The organism is Anaerohalosphaeraceae bacterium (genome assembly GCA_037479115.1).
Taxonomy (GTDB): Bacteria; Planctomycetota; Phycisphaerae; order Sedimentisphaerales; family Anaerohalosphaeraceae; genus JAHDQI01.
The window spans coordinates 1-23,049 of record JBBFLK010000007.1 but is presented as its reverse complement, the minus strand read 5'-3'; the positions used below and the strand labels follow the sequence as shown (position 1 = coordinate 23,049).

Genomic DNA, 23,049 nt, shown 5'->3' with positions numbered 1-23,049 from the left:
TAATTGCCCGAATATGTCGACAAATTTTGCCGGTCTCCGATTGGCCAATCCGATTTTTCTGGCTTCCGGCACCTGCGGCTATGCCGATGAGCTGGCAGACTTTTTCGACCTGAAAAGCCTCGGCGGCCTGGTCACCAAAAGCATTACGCTGCATCCCCGCCCGGGCAACCCAACCCCAAGAATCGTAGAAACCGATTCCGGGATGCTGAATGCCATCGGTCTGGCCAATATCGGACTGGAGGCCTTTATTCGGGAAAAAATCCCGCTTCTTGCGTCCCTTCCGACCGCTGTTTTTGTCAATGTAGCAGGCCGAACGGTGGAAGAATACCTTGCCGTGATTGAGCGGCTGGCCCCTCTGGAAGCCGTTGATGGTTTCGAACTGAACATCAGCTGCCCGAATGTCAAACAAGGCGGGATTACCTTCGGCACCGACCCGAAGCTGATTGAAGAAATCACCCGTCAGGCCAAAAAGGCTGCCGGCGTCAAACCCCTGATGGTCAAACTGACCCCCACCGTTACGGATATTTCCGCTGCGGCCCGGGCCGCTATACAGGGCGGAGCGGACGCCTTAAGTCTGGTGAATACCTTTACAGCGATGGTGATTGATATCGAAACGAGAAAACCGGTCCTGGCCAACCGAACCGGCGGTTTGAGCGGTCCGGCCGTCAAACCGATCGCCGTCTACCTGGTTCACAAGGTCTATACGGAAGCCGCCCGCCCCGCCGGCATTCCTCTTCTCGGAATGGGCGGAATCCGAACGGCCTCCGATGCCGTCGAGTTCCTTTTGGCCGGTGCATCGGCTGTCGCCGTAGGAACCGCCACCTTTATCCAGCCCGATGCGGCCGTCCGTATCCGTCAGGGACTTGAAACCTACTGCAGAGCCCATCGCATTTCTCACATTGCCGACCTGACCGGCGCCTTGCGGTAAACCGGCTTCATCGCTATAATGGCTGCTTTGCAGGCGATAGGTATCAGGGATTTGCGGACCGATTAACGTATGGATATTTTAAACGCGCTTTATGATTTTTTCCCGACCGCTGTTCACACCGGTTCCTGTCTGGTTCTGGTAAGCGACGAATGGAAAGTCGAAATGTGGGAGCAGAAAAAACGCCCGATGGGCTCTCCGGAAAACGAAAAAACCTTCATCCGGGTCAAGTTTTTCAAAAAAATGCTGAACGGCCAATGGCTCCAGGACCAATATATGGATTTTGACTGCAGTACGCTGAATGTTCTGGCCGACCAGATTGAACGGTATATTCAGTTTTCCATCGGCAAAAAATACCGTGAAAATCCATGAATCCCTCCTCGCTGAAGATAGAGAAAACCGATACGGGTGTTCAGTTCGCCGTAAAAGCGGTCCCCGGGAGCAGCCGCACTTCGATTGCAGGCACCCTCGGGGGGGCTCTGAAGGTCAAAATTGCCGCCCCGCCGGAAGACGGAAAAGCCAACCGGATGCTGCTGGAGTTTCTCAGCGGGGTTCTTGGGATTCGAAAAAATCAGATTACAATTGCCGCCGGTGCGGCATCCCCGGTCAAAATCCTCCGGATAGACCGGATAACTCCTGAACAGATTCTTCGGACCCTGAAAGAGGATAATCAGACCTATGAATAAAACGGCCTGGCTTCTCACAGTCGCGCTGGTTTTCCCGGGGGTGTACTGCCCAACCGCATCGGCGGAGTTGGCCAATTCGCAGCTTCAGGGGCTGCGGGTTCACACGGTCGAGGGGGTCCTGCGGCTGCCGGCGGACCAGATTGACCTCGGAACCGCCGCCCTGATAATCTCCCGGAACTGGGGAACCAACAAAACCCTCCACACCTACCGCAGAAAAATCGATTCGATGGCTGAAGAAATCCGGCGGCGGCTTGATGAAAAGAAAATCCCGCTCGACGCCCGGGCCGTGGCGGAAATCAACCGATATTTGTTTGAAGAACAGCGGTTTCAAAGCGTAAAAACCGCCGACAATCCTGACGATTTATTCCTCCATACGGTGCTTGACCAAAAACGCGGCTATTGCCTCAGTCTGTCGGTTTTATATCTGGCTGTCGGAGAACGTCTTGGTCTGCCGCTTTACGGAGTCGTTGTACCCGGCCATTTTTTTGTCCGGTATGACGACGGCAAAATCCGTCTCAATATCGAAACAACCGCCGGCGGCGGCACAGCAGACGATGCATATTACCGAGATACCTTCAAGCCGCCGGCCGGGCACCCTCTTTATATGGTCAACCTCGACAAGCGGCAGACCCTCGGCTGCTTCTTTAACAATCTGGGCAACAGCTACAAAACGGTCGGCCAAATTGAGCAGGCCTTTATCGAATTAGCCCGGGCGGTTCAAATCAATCCGACCCTGGCCGAAGCCCGCACCAATCTCGGAAATATCTACCTGCAGAAAGGCCAAATCGAACAGGCAATTCAGGAATATCGGCAGGCCCTGAGATTCCTTCCGGACGACTCTAAGACGCTGAACAATCTCGGAAACGCCTATCTTCAGCAAAATGACCTTCCGCAGGCGGCTCAGTGTTATCTGAAAGCTCTGGATTTTGACCCCTCGCTGACGGATGCCCATCGCAATCTGGCCCATGTTTATCGCCGACAGGGATTAACTGAGAAGGCCTTCGAGCATTTGCGTATCGCTGTCGGGACAGCCCCGCAGGAAGCGGAAAATTATTTGGCTCTCGGGCGGCTGCATTTTGAATTAAAAAATCTTCCCGCCGCACAGGAAATGCTCGCCAAAGCCCTGTACTATAATCCCACCCTGACAGCGGCACGCATCGAACTGGGCAATGTCTATCTGGAAATGAACCGAACGGATTGGGCGATTGAAGAGTTTACCGCCGCTGTCCAAAAAGAAGATGCCCTGACGCTTTATGCCTGGTTTGGACTGGCCGACGCTTATTACAAGGAAAAACGCTATGACCAGGCCGCCCAGGCCTATCGGCAGGTCCTGGCCCGCGACCCGCAAAATACGGCGGCTCTTCAGAATCTCGGCAACACCCTGCTGGATGCCGGCCAAATCGACGAAGCCGTTGCCGCCTATCAGAAAGCCGTTCAAATCAATCCCGCCCCGGGCCTTTATTACAATCTGGCTGTGGCCTTTCTGCGGCAGAAAAAATACGAAAAAGCCCTTTCGAGTTATCAGCAGGCCGTTCAGCTCGATCCCAACTACGCCGCGGCGCACCACGGTCTGGCTGTCTGCTACTATTATCTCAACAACAAACCCGCCTCCCGGAAACACGCTCAGATTGCCCGCTCGCTCGGCTGGAATGTCGAGGAGGAACTCTTAAAATAAGGAGAACGTATGGCTGAAAAAAAGAAAAATCTGATTTGGACCGTCCTGCTGGTACTGATTGCCCTGGTCGCCGTGCTTTCGCTTCTTTTGAAGATGTTCGGAGGGATGGCTCTGAAGGCCGCTGTTCAGACAGCCGGCTCGGCTGTTCTGAAGGTGCCGGTCACTGTGCAGTCTGTCTCGCTGGCGCCCTGGCAGGGAAAACTGGAAATGGCGGCCCTGCAAATCAGCAACCCCGACGGATACGAACATCCGCATCTGTTGACGATGGGGTTTGGGCACATTCGTCTGAATACCGGCAGTCTGTTCAGCGACACGGTTCAGATTGAACAAATCCATCTCCAAAAGGTCGAGGTGGTCATTGAGCAGAAGGGCCTGACAAACAATCTTCAGCAAATCCTGAATAACCTGCCGAAAACCGAATCCAAACCGGAGGAAAAGCAAGCCGGCAAAAATCTGCTCATCAAGGACCTTCTGCTGGAGGAGGTTTCTGTCAAGGTCAAACTGCTTCCGGTGCCCGGCAAGGCCGATACGATTACGCTCAAACTGGCTCCGATTCACATGACGGATGTAGGCAAGGACGGGAAAGTAAATGTCGGAGAGTTGACCGCTAAGGTCCTGACCGCCATCGCCGCCGGTATCGCCCAACAGGGCAAAGACCTCCTTCCGACCGACTTGCTCAACCCGCTCAATGATGCACTCAAAGAAACCGGAAGACAGGTCCTTGAGACCGGACAAACGCTGCTCAAAGAAGGCAAAGACCTCGGAAAAGGAGTCGGGGAAGCTGTCCAGGGACTCTTCAGAAAGAAAGAGAAAGAAGAGTAGGAAGTGAATGACGTCCAGGCGTGTTTTTGCAGCCGTCAGCGGAGGAGTGGACAGTTCTGCCGCCGCTGCCCTGCTTTGCCGGCAGGGCTATGAGTGTGCCGGTGTCTTTATGATCACCCATGACCGGTTTCAGGCGGCCATGGAAGACGCCGAAAAAGTCTGCCGGCAGCTGGGAATGCCTTTTTATGTGCTGGACCTTCGGCCTCGTTTTGAGCAAATCCTCGATTATTTCTGTGATACTTATCTGGAGGGCAAAACCCCGAATCCCTGCGTTTTGTGCAACCGAATCATCAAATTCGGTCTCCTGTGGGACTTCGCCCGCGAGCACGGGGCGGACTTTCTGGCCACCGGCCATTACGCACGTATCCTTTGCCAAAACGGACAATATGGACTCTACCAGGCCTCCAACACCGCCAAAGACCAATCGTATGTTCTCTCGATGATTCGACGGGAAATGCTCTCGAAAATCCTCCTGCCGATGGCCGAGCAGGTCAGCAAAGAGGACACCCGCCGGACGGCCCAGCGATTCGGCCTGCACACCCACAGCAAAGAGGATTCGCAGGAAATCTGCTTTATTCCGGACAATGATTATGCCTCTGTCCTGCTGCATCGCCGGCCCAAGGCATTCCAGCCGGGGCCGATTGTCGATACATCCGGCCGGCTGCTCGGACAGCACGAGGGCATTTACCGCTTTACCATCGGGCAGCGGCGGGGGCTTCGCATTGCCTTGGGCAAACCGGCATATGTCGTCCGCATCGAGGCCCCGACCCATACGGTCGTTCTGGGCGGCCGCGAAGATTTGTACAGCCGCCGGCTGCTGGCCGAACAGGTCAACTGGCTTATCGAACCTCCGGCGCAACCCTTTCGCTCCCTGGTCAAAATACGGTATAATCACAGCGGCGCCTGGGCCGCGGTAACCCCCCTTTCTGCTGATACGGCAGAGGTGCTTTTTGATGAGCCGGTATCCGCCGTCACACCGGGGCAGGCGGCTGTGTTTTATCTGCCTGCAGAACCCACTTTTCAGGTGGCCGGCGGCGGATGGATTGGACAGGTCATGAGGGAATAATGGAATCCATATTCGGCAAACAAACCTATCGAAAAGGACTGATTCTTCATCCGGGAGCCATCGGGGACTGCCTCCTGGCCCTGCCGACCGCCTCTCTGATGAAGCAGCGACTGGGAATCGAACAGGTGGATTGGATCGGCCATACGGAGTACATTGAATTTTATCCGGGCCGTTCCGCTGTGGACCGGATTCGCTCCCTCGAGTCCATCCCACTCCATCGGCTTTTCCAGAAAACAGAGTCTTTCGAAGTTCAGGAGCACGACCCGCTGGTGTACTCCTTTGCCGGATATGAACAAGTCGTCAGTTTTTTAGGGCATGAAAACCCTGATTTTGAGCAAAACCTGCTGTTTACAGTCCATTGCAGCCAGTCCGCTCAGGTTTTGGTGCTGCCGCCGGATAAAGAATCTTACAAGGGTCCCATCGGGCGGTTTTATTTGGAAGAGATAGCGGCGGATAATCAGATTTCCCTGGACAACTGGCAGCCCCCCTCTCCGCTCCTTGAACCCCATCCAACGGATTTTTCAGCCGGCCGGGAACAAATCCAGCAGCTGGGAATCAACCCCGACCGTTCGATTGTATTGATTCATCCCGGCAGCGGCGGACAGATAAAGTGCTGGGCCTCTGAAAACTTCGTGCATCTGGCTCAGATGCTCCGGCAGGAACAATACGAGGTCATTTTCCTTCTCGGCCCGGCCGAAAGAGAGCGGTTTTCGGTGAGAACCCTCCGGGCCTTTCAGCAATATCCATGCTTTTCGGAGTTATCGCTCACTCAGCTTCTCCAGGTTCTTGCCTGTTCGGACGGCTACGTCGGAAACGACAGTGGGATCACCCACCTGGCTGCTGCTCTGGCCAAGCCAACCCTGGCGGTGTTCGGCCCGACGGACCCGGATAAATTTGCCCCCGTTGGTCCAAAAGTGCGTATTTTACGACTCGAGCAAGCTCTCTTTCGGCAATTTTCGGAACCGAGCGTCCATCAGGCCCTGACAATGCTGCAGGAAATACTTTGATTTGACGAGAGGGATTCTTTGCCTATAATGGCACGTCATTTGAAAAAGGAAAAAACGAGAACGATATGAAGACAAAAACACTGCAGGAATTAGCCGAATATGTAGGCGGGCGGCTGGTCGGAGACCCGAATATCTTAATTCGGGAGGCTTCGACTCTCGATAAAGCCGGTTGCGGCGAGATTACTTTTTTGAGCAATCCAAAATACGAACCGCTGGTCAAAAAAACCAAAGCCAGTGCCGTCATTGTTCAAAAGGAGATGGAGTGCACCGCCGCTCAGCTGATTGTCGATGACCCCTATTATGCCTTTATGCAGATTGTCGTGCTGCTTCACGGGCACCGGGAACATCCCAAAGTCGGGATAAGCCCGCAGGCCTCTATTGCCCCGACCGCCCAGCTCGGTCCGGACTGTCAGGTCAGCCGCGGTGTGACAATCTGTGATGATGTGAAAATCGGCAAAAACTGCTATTTTTACCCCGGCGTCTTTATCGGCCCGAAGGTCCAAATCGGCGATGACTGCATCTTCTACCCGAACGCCGTTATCTATGACGGCACCCTTATCGGAAACCGGGTCATCGTTCAGTCCAATTCGTCCATCGGCCAGGACGGGTTCGGTTTTGCAACCCACAAAGGCCAGCATCATAAAATCCCGCAAATCGGTCGGGTCATTCTGGAAGATGATGTGGAAATCGGCGCCGGATGCGCCATCGAACGAGGCACGCTGGACAACACCGTCATCGGTGAAGGCAGCAAAATCGGCGACCTCGTCGCCATCGGCCACGGTACCAAAATCGGCCCCTGCTGTCTGCTGGTGCCGCAGGTGGGCATCGCCGGCTCGGCCGTCATCGGCCATCACGTCGTAATGGGCGGTCAAGTCGGCGTAGTCGGCCATATTCGGGTCGGCAATATGGTCAAAATCGCCGCCAAAGCCGGTGTCATCAATGATGTGCCGGATGAAGCAACCGTCGGGGGCACACCGGCTATCGATGTGGCCAAGGCAAAACGGGCTTACGCCCTGATTGAGTTTCTGCCGGAGATGCGAAAAAAACTGAAGGAACTCGAACGCCGATTGGACGACCTAACAAAAGAAAATGGACAGACAACCCCCTGAACCATTAGGTCTCATTGCCGGCCAGGGACGATTCCCCTTTTTGGTAGCTGACGGCGCCCGCAAAGCCGGACGAAAGGTTGTCTGCGTAGGACTGGCGGATAATGCAGAACCTTCGCTGGCAGAACACGCGGACATCTTTTTTTGGGGGGCGATTGCGCGTCCGGGCGGATGGCTTCGAAAGCTCCGAAAACACGGCGTCCGCCAAACCATCATGGTCGGCCGGGTGGAAAAAGCCAAAATATTCACGCCGTTTCGCATCCTGAAATATCTGCCTGATTGGCGGGCTCTTCGCATCTGGTATGTCCGGCTGCGGGGCAAAGACAAACGAAACGATACCGTTCTGCAGGCCATCGCCGACGAATTCGCCTCAGCCGGAATCATTCTGGAGGATTCGACTATGTACTGTCAGGAACATATGGCTTCGGAAGGATTAATGACCCGCTGCCGACCGTCCGATTCCGTCTGGGAGGATATCCAATTCGGCTGGCCGCTGGTCAAAGAACTCGGACGTCTCGATATCGGCCAGGCCATCGCCGTCCGCGAACGGGAAATCATCGCTGTCGAGGCCATCGAAGGCACCGCGGCTATGATTGAGCGGGCCGGCCAATTGTGCAAAAAAGGCGGCTGGACCCTCCTGAAAGCCGCCAAACCCCAGCAGGATATGCGGTTTGACGTCCCCTGCGTCGGCAAAGACACCATCGAGGCCCTCCATCGAAATCGAGCCGCCTGCCTTGTCGTCGAAAAGGGAAAAGTACTCATCTTGGATAAACCCGAAACCCTCGCGCTGGCCGACCAATTAGGGATCGCCGTTATCGGCTATTAAAAACCGAGGGAGCCAGGTGCAGAGGGAAACGAGGAATCAGCAAAAACCCGAAATCCGAATAAAAAAAGACTTCCCGAAGTACGCTTCTGCACGGTTTAAAGAGAAATAGAAGTTTTAAGGCCGGAAACCTTTATGATGATTCAACTGAAGCGATGGGGTCTCTTGATTTATATGACTCGTATTCGGCTGCGATAGGGCTCCAGTCGCAGAGAATGATTCCTGATCAGCCAATGTTTGATTTCCCGCAGGTCACTCGGATCCTGAGACTGACAGAAGCATCCCGTTTTGCCCGCATCCAGCGTTCCCTTCGCAATTGAACGTCCCTTTTCCATAAAAACGACTTCATCGGCCAATTCAATAATTTCGTCTAAACAGTGGCTGACTAAAATCATCGGCACAGATGTTGCCTCATAAAGTCTGCTCAGATACATCATAATCTGGTCTTTGAGAGACTGGTCCAGGCCGTTGAACGGCTCATCCAGCAAAAGCCATCGGGGGTTGGCGAGAATCGCCCGGGACAGTGCGACACGTTTTTTCTCGCCGCCTGAAAGACAACTTACACCGCGGTCCAGCAGGGATTCGATTTCCAGCAGGGCTGTAATTTTTTCAAACTGCTGTTTACGGGTACGCTTATCGCCCGTTTGTCCATATTCGAGATTGCCGCGGACTGAAAGATGCGGAAAAAGAAGACAATCCTGAAATACGATCCCGATACGACGATGATACGGGGGAATATGAATTTTCCGTTGAGAATCAAACAGCGGTTCTCCATTCAGTGTAATGACCCCGCTGTCGGGCCGAATCAGTCCGGCGATACAGTGGAGCAGCGTGGTTTTTCCGGCACCGGAAGGACCAAACAGAGCCGTAATCCCCGGACGAAACTGCATTTTGACATCCAGCGTAAAACGGCCCCGTGCTGATTGAATTTGCACATTCAGAGTCATGATCGGACTCCTGCCGCCCGCATCTTTCGCTCCAGATAATCAGAAGCAATCACGGTCAGTACGGCCAAAATCACGGAGATTGCCGCCAACTGCATCGCGGCACGATCGCCGCCTGGCGTCTGAATCATCGAATAGACCGCCAGGGCTATCGTTTGTGTTTTTCCGGGGATATTGCCTGCAAATATGACAGTAGCCCCGAACTCGCCGAGACTTCGGGCAAAGGCCAGAATCAGGCCTGCGAAAATGCCGGGGCCGGCCAAAGGAAGCGTAATAGTACAAAAAGTCCGAACCGGCGTTGCCCCCAGAACCGCCGAAGCATCATTCAATCGCCGATCAATCATCTCTACAGACAGTTTCACCGATCTAACCAGCAAAGGCAGACTCACAATAGAGGAAACCAAAACCGCCCCGGTCCAGTCAAAAGCAAGTGAAATTCCCCAGAATCGGTCCAGCCATTTGCCGATCCACCCCTGTCTGCCGAATACCAGCAGCGTCAGATAGCCCGTCACCACCGGGGGAATGACCATCGGCAGATACAGCAAAGAATGCAGAACAGACTGTCCGGCAAAACGACGCCGGGCAAGCAGCCATCCCAGAGCAATTCCCGGAACAAGAATGACCAGCATCGATACAGATGCCACTTTTAAAGATATCCAGACCGCATCCAACATAATGATTCACTCCTTCACCGGCTGAAAACCACAGGCAGTAAATATTTCTGCAGCCCTGGCTGATGTGGTTAAATACTGCAGAAACAACCGGCCCCGTTCTGAAGAAACATTGGCTGTCGCAAAAAAATATATAGGGTCATGAAGACTTTCATCGAATACAGATACACACAGAACCCTGGACGACATTTTTGCACTGGACAGATACACAATCCCCGCCTGGCATTGCTTTGTTTCGACATAACGCAGGATCGCCGCCGTATCCACCGTCAGAACCATTCTACTGCTCAGGGACTGCCACCAGCCCATTTTTTCCAAGGCCTGTTTGGCATAGACACCTGCCGGCACCGTCACCGGATCCCCGATTGCCAGAAGTCCCTGAAAATGCTGCGCAAAAGACGGATTGCCCGCTGCAAAAGGCATATTCCCGCTGTCGGCCGGCACAATCAGAGCCAATCTGTCTTTGAGCACTTTAACGACCTCAGCCGCTTTCAGCGATTTGCGTTCAATCACATAATCCATCCATTGCCGATTGGCGGAAATAAAAACATCCCAGTCCGCTCCTGCCTCTATCTGCCTTGCCAGAACGGCCGAGGAAGCCAGATTTAACTGAATCTGCACATGATTTTCCTGCGAGTAAAGTGCGGCAATTCTCTGCACGGCAGCTGCGGTCCCGGAAGCAGCAAAAACAAATATCGGTTTTGATTCAGGCACCTGCGGTTTCTGATTCGCATCAGACATGATCCGCATAACAAAAGCGGCAGCTGCTGTGGAAATCAGAAATATCAAGACTGGATGTTTGTTTTTCACGGTATATCCAATTGATGACATAAGTTTTCCACCTCTTCTTTTGTCAGAGCGCGTTTATGAGCAATGGCCGCCTGACGAATCAGGGTCATCAGACGGTTGTCAGCCAGATTGTTACCGGACAACCCCCAGCGGTTCATCATCGTTCGTAATGCGGTTCTGCCCGAATGTTTTCCGATGACGTAATCCTCACGCGGCCGTCCTATGGATTCAGGCATAAAGGGTTCATAGCTGCGGCAATCATGAATCATCGCATGAACATGAATCCCGGATTCATGCAGAAAAACACCTTTTCCGGTAATGGGTTTCTGAAACGGCACCGGCCGGTCTGACAGGTCTCCGATCCATTGCGACAATTCCGTCAAACGGCTTGTATCAATTCCAACGTCGAACCGCAAAATTATCCGGCAGGCCATAACCACTTCTTCCAAAGCCGCATTGCCGGCCCGTTCTCCCAGGCCGTTGACTGTGACATCCACACTGGATGCGCCGGCACGAATCGCCGCCACGGTATTAGCTGTGGCCATCCCCAAGTCGTTATGGGCATGAAATCCCAACGGCAGTTGCGGGAATTGACTGTGAATCCGGCTGATGGTTTCATAGGTCAGGAATGGATCCCAGACTCCGACCGTATCAGCCAGACGGACGCGATGAATGCCGAGTCCTTCCAGCATGCGGCATAACTGATAGATAAATGTCAGCTCAGCCCGCGACGCGTCCTGCAGTCCGACGGAAACATATTCAAAGTTCTGATTGGCATACGGGATCAGCGAGCGAATTCTATCCATAACCCAGAATTTGTCCTTGCAATGAGCCTTTATCAGAATTTCCGAAGCCGGAAATGACAGATGAACGGCTCTTGCCCCCATCCGCCGGGCGCAATGCAAATCCGCTTCATCAGCCCGACACCAGACCGTCACCCGCGGTGCCAAACCAAGACGCAACATCTCCTGAATTGCCTCCTGGTCGGGACCATCTGCCGCCGCCACGCCGATTTCCAGTTCCCTCACCCCTATTGCGGCCAGCTGAGCGGCTATGGCAATTTTCTCTTCTGCACGGAAAACAACTCCTGCGGCTTGCTCGCCGTCCCGCAGCGTCGTATCGACAATGTCCACAGTGTGATTAGACTCATTGCCGTAATTCATAAAACTCCCGCCTGTTAACAAAGTAAATACTCTTCGACAGGTCTGCCTTCCTGCAGCGCATCGAGAATTTCATCAATCCGCTCTTCCGATAATTCGCCGTACCACCATCCCTGCGGATAGACTACCATGGCGGGACCGCGGTCACAGACTTTCAGACATCCGGTGCTGGACACCATGGCATCCAGACCGCGATCAAGGAGGCCTTCTTCGATATACTGCAGAAGAGCCGGGGCGTTTTTCCTGCTGCAGACCCCCTGCGGCTGGCCGCTGAGACGAAAACTATTGCAGATTAAAATATGCAGTTTCGGCTTTTTCATAATGGATTCTCCTGACATAAAAGTTAAACTGAACAACCGCAGCCTTCGCCGGATTTTTCTTTTGCACATCCCGACTGACAGGCCGAGGATTTGGGAGCAGAAATCACAGGCCTGCCTTCAAAGAAATCCGTCAATACCTGTTCGATAAGCCCTTCCGCCTGAATGATCCTGATACCGTACTGCTCCAAGATTTTCACCGGCGAGGGGCCTGCCTGACAGGCAAAGAGAGCCTGACAATCCCTGAGCACACCCGCCAGTTTTTTCCATCGCAGGTCCCCCTCGCCGGCTGGAGGAGCTGTTCGGGTTTCAATGAATTTCAGTCGGTTATTTTCGTATCCGTAAATATACATGTCCATCGCACGGCCCAGGTGCTGATTAATCAGATACCCTTCCATGCTGGCAACGGCTGCAAAAGGACGGTCGCCGGCAGGTTCCGAACCACGGACGATCTGACGCATGATTTCAACCGCCTGCATATTCACCCCATCGCCCAGGCAGCCGACCGCATCCGCCCGACAGCGGGTACAGTGCCGCATCTGCGGCAGATGCTGTTCTGCCTGACGGCGTAAATGTTCGATTTCTTCTTTGCCCGGCGGAAGAATGGTTTCAAAGGGAGTCTCGGACGTAGGACATATTCCGATACAGTTGAACAGGTCCGCTCCCTCCTGTGCAACAACCCTGGCAATCTCCGCAATGTGATGCTCATTGATGCCGGGAATTACAATCGAGTTAATCTTGATTGTCAGGCCGCGCTGTCTGCACAAACGCAGCGATTCCATCTGGCGTGACAGCAGCACTTCCGCACCGGCGCGTCCCCGGTAAATCTTTTTGCCGTCGCGCACCCAGGCATAAATCGCCTGACCGATTTCGGGATCCACGGCATTAACCGTCATTGTCAGATGCGTCACATTCAGATTGACCATCTCATCCACGTAAGGAGCGACATTCAGGCCGTTGGATGCAACACACAAAAGCATCGAAGGAAAATCCGCACGAACCCGGCGCAGGGTTTCCATCGTCCGGTCGGGGTCGGCAAAGGGGTCACCCGGACCGGCAATACCCACTACGGAAAGATTCGGCATCATCTTCACCATTTTATGCAGATAAGTCACCGCCTGGGCGGGTGTCAGAACAGCGCTGGTCACACCGGGACGGTTGTCATTGACGCAGTCATACTTGCGGTTGCAGAAATTGCACTGGATATTGCACTGGGGAGCTACCGGCAGATGAATCCTGCCGAATTGCAGTTTGGCTCTCTCGTTAAAGCATGGATGCTGAGTCCTGTCCGGTATCACAATACCACCTCATTTCTTTCGATTCATGGATCATAAACGGGTATATCCTACAGGCGAATTGTCCTGTTGAGTTTCCAGCAGCGCGTTGACAATCCGATCAAATAACTGCTGGGTTCCCCGGTAACCCAAGGCTGTAATGCGTGAAGCACCGATCCGGTCATGAATCGGCAGCCCCAGCCGCACCAGGGGAACCCTGAGATTTCGGGATATTTTGTAGCCGTTGCTGTCCCCGATAAGGATATCCGGCCTGAGAGCGGCAGCCTTTTCCTCGATGGAAGCAAAATCCGTATCTTCAATGACGGCTATCCGTTCCGCCTTGTCAGGCCCTAGATGTTCCGCAAGATACTCTTTTAGCTTGCCCGTGCAGTCCGCAGCCGCACACAAAACAGGTATCATTCCGATTTCATCGAGGAAAACCGCCAGGGCCGCCACCCAGTCGGCCGGTCCGTAAAGCACGGTTTTTTTGCCGAAGACGTATTTATGGGCATCCACATACGAATCAATCAGACGGCTTCTCTGCCCGACATAACGAGACGGGACCTCACAGCCGGACAACATTCTGAGTCTTTCAAAGAATATATCATTCAGCCTGACACCGATCGGAAACGCCAGTTCGTATAACGGCGTACCGAATCGGCGCAGAAGTGCATCACCGGCGGAAGCGGACGCATCTCCGACGGAACCGAATTCAATAGAGGCCTGTGCCTGTCCGCAGCGGCGAATGGACTCTATGGCTGTACCGGATTCTATATTTTTTTCATAGCGGCTCCAGATCCCGCTGTCAAAAGCATCGCTGTAATCCGGAAGGATCATTGCGTCCAGCCCGAAATCCATAAATATATCTTTCAGGTGTCGAATGTCTTCGGGGGAAATCATTCCGCTGAACACATTAATGTGCCTGCCTGCCGGGCCGTCCTGTGCCAGTTTTTCCACTACGGCTTTGACAGCACGGCGAAAACCGTCCGTGTGAGAACCCTGATAACTCGGCGTTGAAACAGACACAAGAATTGGGCCGCTTTCCGGCAGTTCATTCTGAAGCCTTCGAATCATTTGAGGCAGATCTTCACCTATTGTTTCCGCAAGACATGTTGTGGCAATCCCTATCAGCTGCGGATGATACTGCTCGATGATCGTCTGAATTCCTGCCTGAAGGTTCTGCCAGCCGCCGAATATCACCGACGATTCCGAAAAGTTGGAGCAGGCGATATCCACCGGCTCACGGAAATGCCCGATCAGGTATCGACGGATATAAGTGCTGCATCCCTGCGACCCGTGAAGAAACGGCACCGCATCGGCAATACCGCTGAACACCATCACAGCTCCCAGGGGCGTGCACATCCGGCAGGGATTGCGGGTTGCTGTAAATATGGTTGACATCTGTGAAGACATTTCAGGCATTCCCGACATTAATGTTTTTCCGGTCAATCAGCTTCCAGACCGGACTCATTACGGACGCATGAACTTCCTGGGCGAAATGAAGCATGCCTTCAAAACCGGCCAGGGATATTTTTCGTTCGTGATTGTGGTCGCAAAATCCGATACCCAGCTTGTAGGCCACGGGCCGTTCTTTGACACCGCCGATCAATAAATCTATTTCTGTTTCCTGTGAGAACCGCACCAATTCCATCGTATTGGCGTCATCCACAATAATCGTCCCGGGGTCGCAAAATTCTTCAAGCCGTTTATAATCATCCGGGCTTCCAGTCTGGGAACCAACAAAGGCCGTTCGGATACCCAGCATCCGCAGGGAAGCCACCAGGGAAAACGCCTTAAAGGCCCCGCCGGTATAAATGCCGGCTTTTTTCCCCTGAACATCCGTACGAATTCGCATCAGCTCAGGCAGGACGCGGTCGATTTCCTCCCGCACCAGACGGCGTGCTTTCTGCATGGCGGCGGCGTCCTGAAAGAATTCCGCCACGTCATAGAGGGCTTTGCTCATATCCTGCAGGCCGAAGTAGGAAACATGAATGTACGGAATGCCGTATTTTTCTTTCATCTCCCTGGCCAGGTGCACCATCGAACCGCTGCATTGCACAACATTGAGCCGTGCCCCGTGGGCCCGCCGGATATCCTCCACCCGACCGTCTCCGGTAATCGTGGAGACCACTTCGATCCCCATGCGCCGGTAATACTCGCGAATGGCCCAGGTCTCGCCGGCGATATTAAAATCGCCCAGAATATTTAAACTGAACGGACTGATGGAGGAAATATCCCCGGTCCCGACCAGCTCAGATAACGCACGGCAAGCGGCACGATACCCGTCTTTCTTTGTGCCTTTGAACCCCTCGGAAGCAACGGAGATAACCGTCAATCCGGTTTCGCGGGAGACTTGTCTGCACACCGCCTCTACGTCATCGCCGATCACCCCCACGATGCAGGTGGAGTAAACAAATACGGCTTTGGGCCGGTAATATGCAATCAACTCTTTAAGGCACTGATATAACTTTTTCTCACCGCCGTGGATGACATCCTGTTCCCGCAGGTCCGTGGTGAAACTCCTTCGATGAAGCTGAGGCCCGGACGACAACGCTCCGCGGATATCCCAGGTATAGGCCGCACAGCCCACCGGTCCGTGAATCAGGTGAAGTGCATCGGCAATGGGGTACAACACCACCCGGCTGCCGCAAAAGACACAGGCCCTCTGACTGACGGCGCCGGCCAGGCTGTGTTTTTCACAGGTCATTTCATACGGGCCGGCTCCCTTGCGGCGAATCTGTTTTTTCCTTTTTTCCAGAATCTCTGACATGGGAATAGTCCCCCGGTTGATTTCATTTTCAGCTACATAACCAGTTCGAAACTTTCTTCCGGCGCGTCACGGTCCTGACGATCCATCAGCAGGCCAAGAATTTTTTCCAGCAGCCGCATGGCCCCGACATACCCCACGGACGGAAAATACGAATGGCCGATGCGGTCCAGAATCGGGAATCCATAACGCAGCAGCGGGATGTCTTCATCGCGGCTGATGTATTTGCCGTAGGTATTCCCGATCAGCAGGTCAACTTTTTCCTGCTTAATCCACTGGTGCAGCAGAAACATATCGGAACAGGGTCCTTCCTGTACTTTGGCTTCGGGCACTTTGCCCCGCAGCGCTTTTTCAATACGCGATAGGAACTTTTTGCCGGGTGTACCGGTCACGATGTACACCGGCCGCATATCCAGATCAACCAGAAATTCCGTCAGCGATACCAGCTGGTCCGGATCGCCCCACAGGGCCACACGCCTGCCGGCAAAATACTGATGCATATCTGTCATCATATCCATCAGACGGCCGCGTTCATCTTCAAGCAAGGTCGGCACTTCCACGCGAGCGACCCGCCGCAAGGTATCGACAAACTGGTCGGTGGCCCGAAGACCAATCGGCAATTCCATCACCTCACAGGCGACTTTGCATTTGGAATCCAGTTCTCGTGCCGCGGCAACCGAAGCGGACCGTCCCAGGGCCAGTGTCATACGACTTCGACCGGCGGCCTTTAATTCCTCGATGGTGGTCCCGCCTTTGGGATAAAATTCAAACCGGCCGGTCTGCGGGCAATCCAGAACATCAGAGGTATCCGGAAACAGAATGATTTCGATTCCCATCATATAACAGATGCGTTTGATTTCCCGCATATCCGAAGGTTCCACCCAGCCGGGAATAATGTTGATGGTTTTGGTCTGCGTTCCGGGCTCGGCAAAATACGTCACCATTCCCTTGACCATATTGGAAAAACCGGTGACATGTGAGCCGACATAGCTGGGGGTATTGGCATGGATCACATACCTGCCGTCCGGGATATATTTTTTGTCGCGGGCGGTGGCAATAATCTGCGGTATATCATCACCGATTGTTTCCGAAAGACAAGTTGTATGAATCGCAATGACATCCGGTTCGTAAATGGAAAAGATATTATGAATCGCCTGCAGCAGGTTGCTCTGTCCGCCGAAGACGGCCGACCCTTCCGTAAAAGAGCTGGTCGAGGCCATCACCGGCTCCTTGTAGTGACGGGTCAGGGTGCTGCGATGATAGGCACAGCAGCCCTGCGAGCCATGACTGTGGGGCAGGCAGCGATGAATTCCCAGGGCAGCATACATGGCACCGATGGGTTGACAGGTTTTGGCCGGGTTAATCGTCAGCGCCGACCTTTCCTTGATTTCTGATGTCGTGTGTCGCAACAGCATAAAAACCTCGCACAGGATGATTGTTAACTGTTCACCAGTTCGGCTTCCAGAAGCGGTTTTCCATTGACCTGCCAGGGAGCTTTGATGTACGACCAGAGCTGCGTATTGATCATCCGGTCCACGGTTTTGTAGAAGTTGATCGCCCCCTTAAAGCCGGCAAACGGCCCGCCGTAATCGTAGCTGTGAAGCTGCAGACAGGGAATCCCGAATTTCTGCACGCCAAACTTCTCTTTGATACCGGCACAGAAGATCGCTGGTTTGTAAATCTCCAGCAGTTTTTCCGTTTCATATTGGCTGATATCATCAATGACAAGGGTCTGATTATCCATCTGCGGCATCATGCCCTCATATCCTTTGACTTCCAGACCTTTTTCGTTCAGCGCCTTAAGCTGTTCAGGTGTACGACGGGGCCGGTATTTTTCCGGATCAGGCTCAACCGTCAGCTCTTCGATATTCCGGCTGTCGGCATCCACCTGAATGGTCGGCAGCACCCTGCGGCCTTCATAATCATCACGATGAGCAAATTCATACCCCGCCGCGATGGTTTTCATGCCGATTTCCCTAAACAGGTCCTGATAATGGTGTGCCCGGCTGCCGCCGACAAACAGCATCGCCAGCTTGCCTTCACATCGGCTTTTTACCTCCTTTCGGACGGCTTCAACCGCTTTCGTTTCTTCTTCAATGACTTTCTCGACACGTGCCGTCAGCTCCGGATTGTCAAAATAGACTGCAATCTTGCGCAGCGACTTTGCCGTTGATTGAGCACCGATAAAGTTGACCTTGATCCACGGCACACCATATTTCTTCTCAATCATATCAGCCACATAGTTAATCGACCTGTGACACATCACACAGTTGAGGTCCGCGGTATGAGCATTTTCAAACTTGCCGACAGTGCTGTTGCCGCTGAATGTAGCAACCAGCTTAATGCCGCATCGCTCGAGAATGTCTTCGATCACAAATGCGTCGCCGCCGATGTTGTATTCCCCCAGCATATTGATCTTAAACGGGTGCGGATCCACAGTATCATCCCGTCCGATTACGTGCTTGAACAGCTGGTTATTGGCGATATGGTGCCCCGCCGACTGGCTGACGCCCTTGTACCCTTCGCAGCTGAATCCAAAGACATTGATTCCGAGCTTTTCCTTCATCTCACGGCAGACCGCGTGAATATCATCCCCAATCAGACCGACCGGGCAGGTCGCAAAAACGGCGATCGCCTTGGGATGAAATAAATCATAGGCTTCCTGAATGGCCTGACGAAGTTTCTTTTCACCGCCGAAGATAATCTGATCATCCTGCATGTCCGTTGAGAAACAATAGGTCATAAAATTGTGATCCTCCGGACCTTCAGGACGCGTCTGATTGCGGCGGGTCAGCCAGGAGTAAAATCCGCAGCCGATGGGGCCGTGGGTAATATTGACGATATCGCGTGTCGGCCCCAGCACCACACCCTTACATCCGGCATAGGTACAGCCTCGCTGAGTAATAATTCCGGGTGTGGTTCGCACATTGGCCAAAATTTCCGGCACCGTCTTGTCTTCCGCGACCGCATTGATGACGATCTGCTGGGACCTTTTCCGTGCTACCTTGGTCGGATACTTCTGGATTAACTGTTTTTTGACATTGGATGGGTCAGGTAAATGGGCCATTGCAGTACTCCCTATGTTTATAATGAAATGCTGATTCCGTTGATTTCATCCAGGGCTTTATCCCCGTTTTCGGCGGTTCGAATACGAATAGCGTCCAGCAAAGGCATCACAAATATTTTTCCATCACCCGGATTGCCCGTCCTGTTGACGTCAATGATCGTGTCGACAACCATCGGTACTTTTGAATCAGGCACCGCAATCATCAGCAGCCGTTTGGGGAACAGTTTCGGACCGGCCTCCAGCTGATTGATGGCTTCATCATAACCGTCTTCAGCCCCTTTGAGCAAAAGTGAACTGACCTTGCCGCGGCCGCGGCCGGCGACCTTTTTTGCGGTAAAAGAATAAATTCCCGCATCCGCCAGCGCCCGCTTGGTCTCATTCATTTTATTCATGCGAATAATTGCCACTACTTCTTTCATGATGCGCCGTCCTTTAAACTTCTTTTTGACCGGAACTGACGGTATAAACCTCGCTGACTGCCGAGACGAATATCTTCCCGTCACCGAATGCACCCTTGGAGCCGGTACGTGCTGCCTTCATAATCGTTTCGATAACAAATTCCTTTTCACTGTCAGGCACAACGATCATCAGAAGCTCCTTCGGCAGTTCGTCATACGTGATTTCACCGATCTTGACGCCCCGCTGCTTGCCGCGGCCGAAAACATCCATTTTCGTGACGGCCGGAAACCCCGCGTACATCAGGGCCGACATTACTTCATCCACCTTTTCCGGGCGAACGATGGCACGAATCATAATCATGGGCTGGCTCCTTTCGTTACCGATAAATAGACTGCAATTGTGTTTTTTATTTGAACATGCTTCGAAATAATCCTTGAGGCCCCCCTTTAGGGAATCAGTTCAGCAGGCCGTAATCCAGAAGCAGTTTTTCCAGCTCCTCGATCTTCAACGGCTTCGGAATGACAAACATCCTGTTCTGATCGATATTGCGGGCCAGGGTACGATACTCGTTGGCCTGAGGGGCTTCCTTATTCCAGTCAATCACCGTCTTGCGGTTGATCTCCGCACGCTGTACATCATTGTCACGCGGCAGGAAGTGAATCATCTGGGTGCCGAGCTTCTTGGCGAATGCCTCAATCAGCTCCCGCTCGTTGTCCACTTTTCGGCTGTTGCAGATCAATCCGCCAAGCCGCACGCCGCCGGCTTCGGCAAATTTGACAATTCCCTTGCAGATATTGTTGGCGGCATACATCGCCATCATTTCACCGGAACACACAATGTATATCTCCTCTGCCTTGCCTTCCCGAATCGGCATGGCAAAACCACCGCAGACCACGTCACCCAGAACGTCATAAAATACATAATCCAGCTCTTGCCTATAAGCGCCAAGCTGCTCCAGCAGATTGATGGATGTGATGATTCCGCGTCCTGCACATCCCACACCCGGCTCAGGTCCGCCGGATTCGACACACAGAGTTCCGCCGAATCCCACCCTCCGGATATCCTCCAGATCAACGTCTTCGCCTTCTTCACGCAATGTATCAAGCACGGTTTTCTGAGCCAGACCGCCCAGCAGCAATCGTGTCGAATCCGCCTTAGGATCGCAACCGACAACCATAACCTTCTTGCCCATCTCAGCCAATGCTGCAACCGTATTTTGTGTTGTCGTTGATTTCCCAATGCCGCCTTTGCCGTAAATCGCAATCTTTCTCATGGACTACACTCCTGATAAATCCTGCTGAATCCGTTTACGCATACACTGAAAACAGATGAATGCAAACAGTGTGCCGAAGGGGAAAGACAGGATAACCATCTCCTGATTTTTCTCTGATGCCGAATATTCCTCTGAAAACAAGGACGGATGAATGGACCGGAACGGGCGGAACGATTATGGCAATCCGTCCGGACATTCGCCCATTCGGAAATTTTTGTCACAAACAGCCGACTTCCGACTCATTCTGCTTTCCTGTTCATTCATAACATGCGGCAGCTGAACATATTACGAATGTTCGGAAATATTTGTCATGCTGCTGTCGGCATTGAAATAGTTGTCATAAAAAAACGCCGGTTATTCATCCCGGCGTTTTGACAGACAGCATTCAGAAGGGATCCTTTATTTTTCGTAATTGATATTCATTTTCTTGATTTTATAGCGCAGCATGCGTTCCGTAATCCCCAGTTCCTGTGCCGCACGGCTGATACGGCCGCTGTGCCGTTTGAGCGAATCAACAATCATATCCCGCTCCAGCAGCGAAACACGGCTTTTTAGGGTTCCCTGAGGAGCATTATCCTGCTGTGTGGGGACCTGCAGCGTCGGCGGCAGATGATACCCGTGAATGACACCGTCATCACTGAGCAGAATCGCATGTTCGATGCAGTTTTCCAGTTCGCGCACATTGCCCGGCCAGTGATAGGTCATCATCATATTGATCGCCGTTGTACTGATACGGCGAATCTTCTTGCCGAGTTTATGCGACAGGACCTTAACAAAATGATCCGCCAAAAGCAGCAAGTCATCCTTCCGCTCACGCAGCGGCGGAAGATAAATCGGAAATACATTGACCCGATAATAAAAATCCGGTCGAAACAAATTCTGCTGAACCAGTTGCTCCAGGTTGCGATTGGTCGCCGCGATGATTCGTACATCTGTTTTTATGGTTGTGTTGCTCCCGACTCGCTGAAATTCCTTTTCCTGAAGTACCCGGAGCAGCTTAACCTGAATGGTCGGAGAAAAATCCCCGATTTCATCCAGGAACAACGTTCCGCCGTCGGCCTCTTCCAGCCTGCCGATTCGCGTCTGCATGGCCCCGGTAAAAGCGCCCTTCTCATGGCCGAACAACTCGCTTTCAAGAACATTTTCATTCAGCGCCGAGCAGTTCACCTTCACAAATGCCTTCTCTGACCTTGGTCCGGCATAATGAATCGCCGATGCCACAAGTTCCTTGCCGGTTCCCGTTTCGCCTCGAATCAGTACCGTCGTATTGCTGGCAGCAACCTGCTGAATCTTCTGATAAACCATACGCATGGAATTGGAGTTGCCGATAATATTATCCGGACGGTATTTTTCACGAAGTTCGTTTTTAAGCCGAACATTCTCTTCAGCCAGATTCTGTTTTTCAATCAGCAGATCGCGGCGATGATGCAGGTCGTTGGAAACCAGGGCAGCAACAATACTCAAAAAACGCTGCAATTCCTGCAGATGTTCCAGATTTTCCGCAAGAATATCAACCCCAAAAGTTCCGATAATTTCCGTTTTTAACATGATTGGAACGCAGATAAAGCTGTACTCGCGATCACTTTTCTGTCGCCGCGGGTGAATTCGGCTGCGAAATTCAGGCTCATCGGCAATACGGGGAACAACCGCCGGCTGGCCCGTGGCCAAAACCCTTCCGGTGATTCCTTCTCCGCGCCGATAACGCACCAAATGGGATTCGCTGTGAATCTGTTCATCGCTGGCCGCCTCGACAACCAATTCCTGTCCGTCCGGCGTTGACAGCATAAACGCACCGCGACACATGCCCATCTCACGGCGCAATGTATTCAGCACTTCGTCAAGCATCTGCTTCTGACCTGAACTGTTGGTGATAATCTGCACGATCGAATGCAATACACTCAGCTGTTTCAGTGACCGGCTTGAAATCTCGTTATCCATTTTTTCTACATTTATGTATTATCATTTGAGCATATCTACAATATTGTAACCGTCCAAAGACAAGGACACCCCTTAAACTTCTGTAAAAACAGGGTCTTACGACACAATCAGGGGTATGTCGTTATTCTAATATGCAAAATCTATGCCCATTGGGCTGGACGATGTCCAATAATCGGTTTTGCTGAAAAAGGAAGAATGATACACTTCCAGTGATTTCCATTGGGGGGGCAGATGTACATCGAAAACCGGCTTTAGGGAAGCCATGGTAGATCGTACCCCCGCAGAGCATATTCTTCTTTGGTCATATAATCGGGTCCCAACCAGTCTAACATAATCGGCG

Annotated in this window: 23 protein-coding genes; 9 read left to right on the top strand and 14 right to left on the bottom strand. The window is 52.8% G+C overall.

The window, feature by feature from the left end:
• The first annotated feature begins 13 nt into the window (after nucleotides 1–13).
• From WHS88_04830 to lpxI, 9 genes are all read left to right on the top strand, one after another.
• Nucleotides 14–928, top strand: coding sequence for a dihydroorotate dehydrogenase (locus tag WHS88_04830; GenBank protein MEJ5259498.1), 915 nt, complete (start codon nucleotides 14–16; stop codon nucleotides 926–928).
• Nucleotides 929–997: 69 nt separating this feature from the next.
• A complete protein-coding gene (locus WHS88_04825) occupies nucleotides 998–1,297 on the top strand; it encodes a hypothetical protein (protein MEJ5259497.1) in 300 nt (99 codons plus the stop codon).
• Complete coding sequence (locus tag WHS88_04820; GenBank protein ID MEJ5259496.1) at nucleotides 1,294–1,611, top strand: DUF167 domain-containing protein; 318 nt, start codon at nucleotides 1,294–1,296, stop codon at nucleotides 1,609–1,611. The genes WHS88_04825 and WHS88_04820 overlap by 4 nt, the downstream gene beginning before the upstream one ends.
• Entirely contained in the window at nucleotides 1,604–3,286 is a 1,683-nt protein-coding gene (locus tag WHS88_04815; protein ID MEJ5259495.1) for a tetratricopeptide repeat protein, read from the top strand. The genes WHS88_04820 and WHS88_04815 overlap by 8 nt, the downstream gene beginning before the upstream one ends.
• A 9-nt stretch (nucleotides 3,287–3,295) precedes the next feature.
• On the top strand, nucleotides 3,296–4,108 hold the full coding sequence (locus WHS88_04810) for a hypothetical protein (GenBank protein MEJ5259494.1): 813 nt from the start codon (nucleotides 3,296–3,298) through the stop codon (nucleotides 4,106–4,108).
• Between the two features lie 7 nt (nucleotides 4,109–4,115).
• Nucleotides 4,116–5,174 carry a tRNA 2-thiouridine(34) synthase MnmA gene (mnmA, locus tag WHS88_04805; protein MEJ5259493.1) on the top strand — a complete coding sequence of 353 codons (1,059 nt, stop codon included), beginning with the start codon at nucleotides 4,116–4,118 and terminating at the stop codon, nucleotides 5,172–5,174.
• Nucleotides 5,174–6,181, top strand: coding sequence for a glycosyltransferase family 9 protein (locus WHS88_04800; GenBank protein ID MEJ5259492.1), 1,008 nt, complete (start codon nucleotides 5,174–5,176; stop codon nucleotides 6,179–6,181). Before mnmA ends, WHS88_04800 begins: the two co-directional genes overlap by 1 nt.
• Before the next feature lie 65 nt (nucleotides 6,182–6,246).
• Nucleotides 6,247–7,290 carry a UDP-3-O-(3-hydroxymyristoyl)glucosamine N-acyltransferase gene (lpxD, locus tag WHS88_04795; GenBank protein ID MEJ5259491.1) on the top strand — a complete coding sequence of 348 codons (1,044 nt, stop codon included), beginning with the start codon at nucleotides 6,247–6,249 and terminating at the stop codon, nucleotides 7,288–7,290.
• Nucleotides 7,271–8,113 carry a UDP-2,3-diacylglucosamine diphosphatase LpxI gene (gene lpxI / locus WHS88_04790; protein MEJ5259490.1) on the top strand — a complete coding sequence of 281 codons (843 nt, stop codon included), beginning with the start codon at nucleotides 7,271–7,273 and terminating at the stop codon, nucleotides 8,111–8,113. The genes lpxD and lpxI overlap by 20 nt, the downstream gene beginning before the upstream one ends.
• 167 nt (nucleotides 8,114–8,280) lie before the next feature.
• Here the strand turns inward: lpxI and WHS88_04785 are convergent, their stop codons facing one another.
• From WHS88_04785 to WHS88_04720, 14 genes are all read right to left on the bottom strand, one after another.
• Nucleotides 8,281–9,057 (bottom strand): ATP-binding cassette domain-containing protein, encoded by a 777-nt coding sequence (locus tag WHS88_04785; GenBank protein MEJ5259489.1) that lies wholly within the window; start codon nucleotides 9,055–9,057, stop codon nucleotides 8,281–8,283.
• Nucleotides 9,054–9,728 (bottom strand): molybdate ABC transporter permease subunit, encoded by a 675-nt coding sequence (gene modB / locus WHS88_04780; GenBank protein ID MEJ5259488.1) that lies wholly within the window; start codon nucleotides 9,726–9,728, stop codon nucleotides 9,054–9,056. The genes WHS88_04785 and modB overlap by 4 nt, the downstream gene beginning before the upstream one ends.
• A 6-nt stretch (nucleotides 9,729–9,734) precedes the next feature.
• The gene (gene modA / locus WHS88_04775; GenBank protein ID MEJ5259487.1) at nucleotides 9,735–10,466 is read right to left on the bottom strand and encodes a molybdate ABC transporter substrate-binding protein; all 732 of its coding nucleotides are present in this window, start codon (nucleotides 10,464–10,466) and stop codon (nucleotides 9,735–9,737) included.
• A gap of 65 nt (nucleotides 10,467–10,531) precedes the next feature.
• A complete protein-coding gene (locus WHS88_04770) occupies nucleotides 10,532–11,677 on the bottom strand; it encodes a hypothetical protein (protein MEJ5259486.1) in 1,146 nt (381 codons plus the stop codon).
• 14 nt (nucleotides 11,678–11,691) lie between these two features.
• Complete coding sequence (locus tag WHS88_04765) at nucleotides 11,692–11,994, bottom strand: (2Fe-2S) ferredoxin domain-containing protein (GenBank protein MEJ5259485.1); 303 nt, start codon at nucleotides 11,992–11,994, stop codon at nucleotides 11,692–11,694.
• A 23-nt stretch (nucleotides 11,995–12,017) separates the two neighbouring features.
• Nucleotides 12,018–13,289, bottom strand: a complete 1,272-nt coding sequence (locus tag WHS88_04760) for a radical SAM protein (GenBank protein ID MEJ5259484.1) — start codon at nucleotides 13,287–13,289, stop codon at nucleotides 12,018–12,020.
• A gap of 30 nt (nucleotides 13,290–13,319) precedes the next feature.
• A complete protein-coding gene (locus tag WHS88_04755) occupies nucleotides 13,320–14,678 on the bottom strand; it encodes a nitrogenase component 1 (protein ID MEJ5259483.1) in 1,359 nt (452 codons plus the stop codon).
• Between the two features lies 1 nt (nucleotide 14,679).
• On the bottom strand, nucleotides 14,680–16,035 hold the full coding sequence (gene nifE, locus WHS88_04750; GenBank protein MEJ5259482.1) for a nitrogenase iron-molybdenum cofactor biosynthesis protein NifE: 1,356 nt from the start codon (nucleotides 16,033–16,035) through the stop codon (nucleotides 14,680–14,682).
• A 32-nt stretch (nucleotides 16,036–16,067) separates the two neighbouring features.
• Nucleotides 16,068–17,447 (bottom strand): nitrogenase molybdenum-iron protein subunit beta, encoded by a 1,380-nt coding sequence (gene nifK / locus WHS88_04745; protein ID MEJ5259481.1) that lies wholly within the window; start codon nucleotides 17,445–17,447, stop codon nucleotides 16,068–16,070.
• Between the two features lie 23 nt (nucleotides 17,448–17,470).
• The gene (nifD, locus tag WHS88_04740) at nucleotides 17,471–19,099 is read right to left on the bottom strand and encodes a nitrogenase molybdenum-iron protein alpha chain (GenBank protein MEJ5259480.1); all 1,629 of its coding nucleotides are present in this window, start codon (nucleotides 19,097–19,099) and stop codon (nucleotides 17,471–17,473) included.
• 17 nt (nucleotides 19,100–19,116) lie between these two features.
• A complete protein-coding gene (locus tag WHS88_04735) occupies nucleotides 19,117–19,518 on the bottom strand; it encodes a P-II family nitrogen regulator (protein ID MEJ5259479.1) in 402 nt (133 codons plus the stop codon).
• Between the two features lie 13 nt (nucleotides 19,519–19,531).
• The gene (locus WHS88_04730; protein MEJ5259478.1) at nucleotides 19,532–19,858 is read right to left on the bottom strand and encodes a P-II family nitrogen regulator; all 327 of its coding nucleotides are present in this window, start codon (nucleotides 19,856–19,858) and stop codon (nucleotides 19,532–19,534) included.
• A 94-nt stretch (nucleotides 19,859–19,952) separates the two neighbouring features.
• Nucleotides 19,953–20,771, bottom strand: a complete 819-nt coding sequence (gene nifH / locus WHS88_04725) for a nitrogenase iron protein (protein MEJ5259477.1) — start codon at nucleotides 20,769–20,771, stop codon at nucleotides 19,953–19,955.
• A 399-nt stretch (nucleotides 20,772–21,170) separates the two neighbouring features.
• Nucleotides 21,171–22,709 carry a sigma 54-interacting transcriptional regulator gene (locus tag WHS88_04720; protein ID MEJ5259476.1) on the bottom strand — a complete coding sequence of 513 codons (1,539 nt, stop codon included), beginning with the start codon at nucleotides 22,707–22,709 and terminating at the stop codon, nucleotides 21,171–21,173.
• Between the last annotated feature and the right edge of the window lie 340 nt (nucleotides 22,710–23,049).

Bases quoted from the DNA above. Each gene is read 5' to 3' on its own strand.
- WHS88_04830 (MEJ5259498.1), top strand. From the start codon at position 14: ATGTCGACAAATTTTGCCGGTCTCCGATTGGCCAATCCGATTTTTCTG.
- WHS88_04825 (MEJ5259497.1), top strand. From the start codon at position 998: ATGGATATTTTAAACGCGCTTTATGATTTTTTCCCGACCGCTGTTCAC.
- WHS88_04820 (MEJ5259496.1), top strand. From the start codon at position 1,294: ATGAATCCCTCCTCGCTGAAGATAGAGAAAACCGATACGGGTGTTCAG.
- WHS88_04815 (MEJ5259495.1), top strand. From the start codon at position 1,604: ATGAATAAAACGGCCTGGCTTCTCACAGTCGCGCTGGTTTTCCCGGGG.
- WHS88_04810 (MEJ5259494.1), top strand. From the start codon at position 3,296: ATGGCTGAAAAAAAGAAAAATCTGATTTGGACCGTCCTGCTGGTACTG.
- mnmA (MEJ5259493.1), top strand. From the start codon at position 4,116: ATGACGTCCAGGCGTGTTTTTGCAGCCGTCAGCGGAGGAGTGGACAGT.
- WHS88_04800 (MEJ5259492.1), top strand. From the start codon at position 5,174: ATGGAATCCATATTCGGCAAACAAACCTATCGAAAAGGACTGATTCTT.
- lpxD (MEJ5259491.1), top strand. From the start codon at position 6,247: ATGAAGACAAAAACACTGCAGGAATTAGCCGAATATGTAGGCGGGCGG.
- lpxI (MEJ5259490.1), top strand. From the start codon at position 7,271: ATGGACAGACAACCCCCTGAACCATTAGGTCTCATTGCCGGCCAGGGA.
- WHS88_04785 (MEJ5259489.1), bottom strand. From the start codon at position 9,057: ATGACTCTGAATGTGCAAATTCAATCAGCACGGGGCCGTTTTACGCTG.
- modB (MEJ5259488.1), bottom strand. From the start codon at position 9,728: ATGTTGGATGCGGTCTGGATATCTTTAAAAGTGGCATCTGTATCGATG.
- modA (MEJ5259487.1), bottom strand. From the start codon at position 10,466: ATGTCTGATGCGAATCAGAAACCGCAGGTGCCTGAATCAAAACCGATA.
- WHS88_04770 (MEJ5259486.1), bottom strand. From the start codon at position 11,677: ATGAATTACGGCAATGAGTCTAATCACACTGTGGACATTGTCGATACG.
- WHS88_04765 (MEJ5259485.1), bottom strand. From the start codon at position 11,994: ATGAAAAAGCCGAAACTGCATATTTTAATCTGCAATAGTTTTCGTCTC.
- WHS88_04755 (MEJ5259483.1), bottom strand. From the start codon at position 14,678: ATGTCTTCACAGATGTCAACCATATTTACAGCAACCCGCAATCCCTGC.
- nifE (MEJ5259482.1), bottom strand. From the start codon at position 16,035: ATGTCAGAGATTCTGGAAAAAAGGAAAAAACAGATTCGCCGCAAGGGA.
- nifK (MEJ5259481.1), bottom strand. From the start codon at position 17,447: ATGCTGTTGCGACACACGACATCAGAAATCAAGGAAAGGTCGGCGCTG.
- nifD (MEJ5259480.1), bottom strand. From the start codon at position 19,099: ATGGCCCATTTACCTGACCCATCCAATGTCAAAAAACAGTTAATCCAG.
- WHS88_04735 (MEJ5259479.1), bottom strand. From the start codon at position 19,518: ATGAAAGAAGTAGTGGCAATTATTCGCATGAATAAAATGAATGAGACC.
- WHS88_04730 (MEJ5259478.1), bottom strand. From the start codon at position 19,858: ATGATTATGATTCGTGCCATCGTTCGCCCGGAAAAGGTGGATGAAGTA.
- nifH (MEJ5259477.1), bottom strand. From the start codon at position 20,771: ATGAGAAAGATTGCGATTTACGGCAAAGGCGGCATTGGGAAATCAACG.
- WHS88_04720 (MEJ5259476.1), bottom strand. From the start codon at position 22,709: ATGGATAACGAGATTTCAAGCCGGTCACTGAAACAGCTGAGTGTATTG.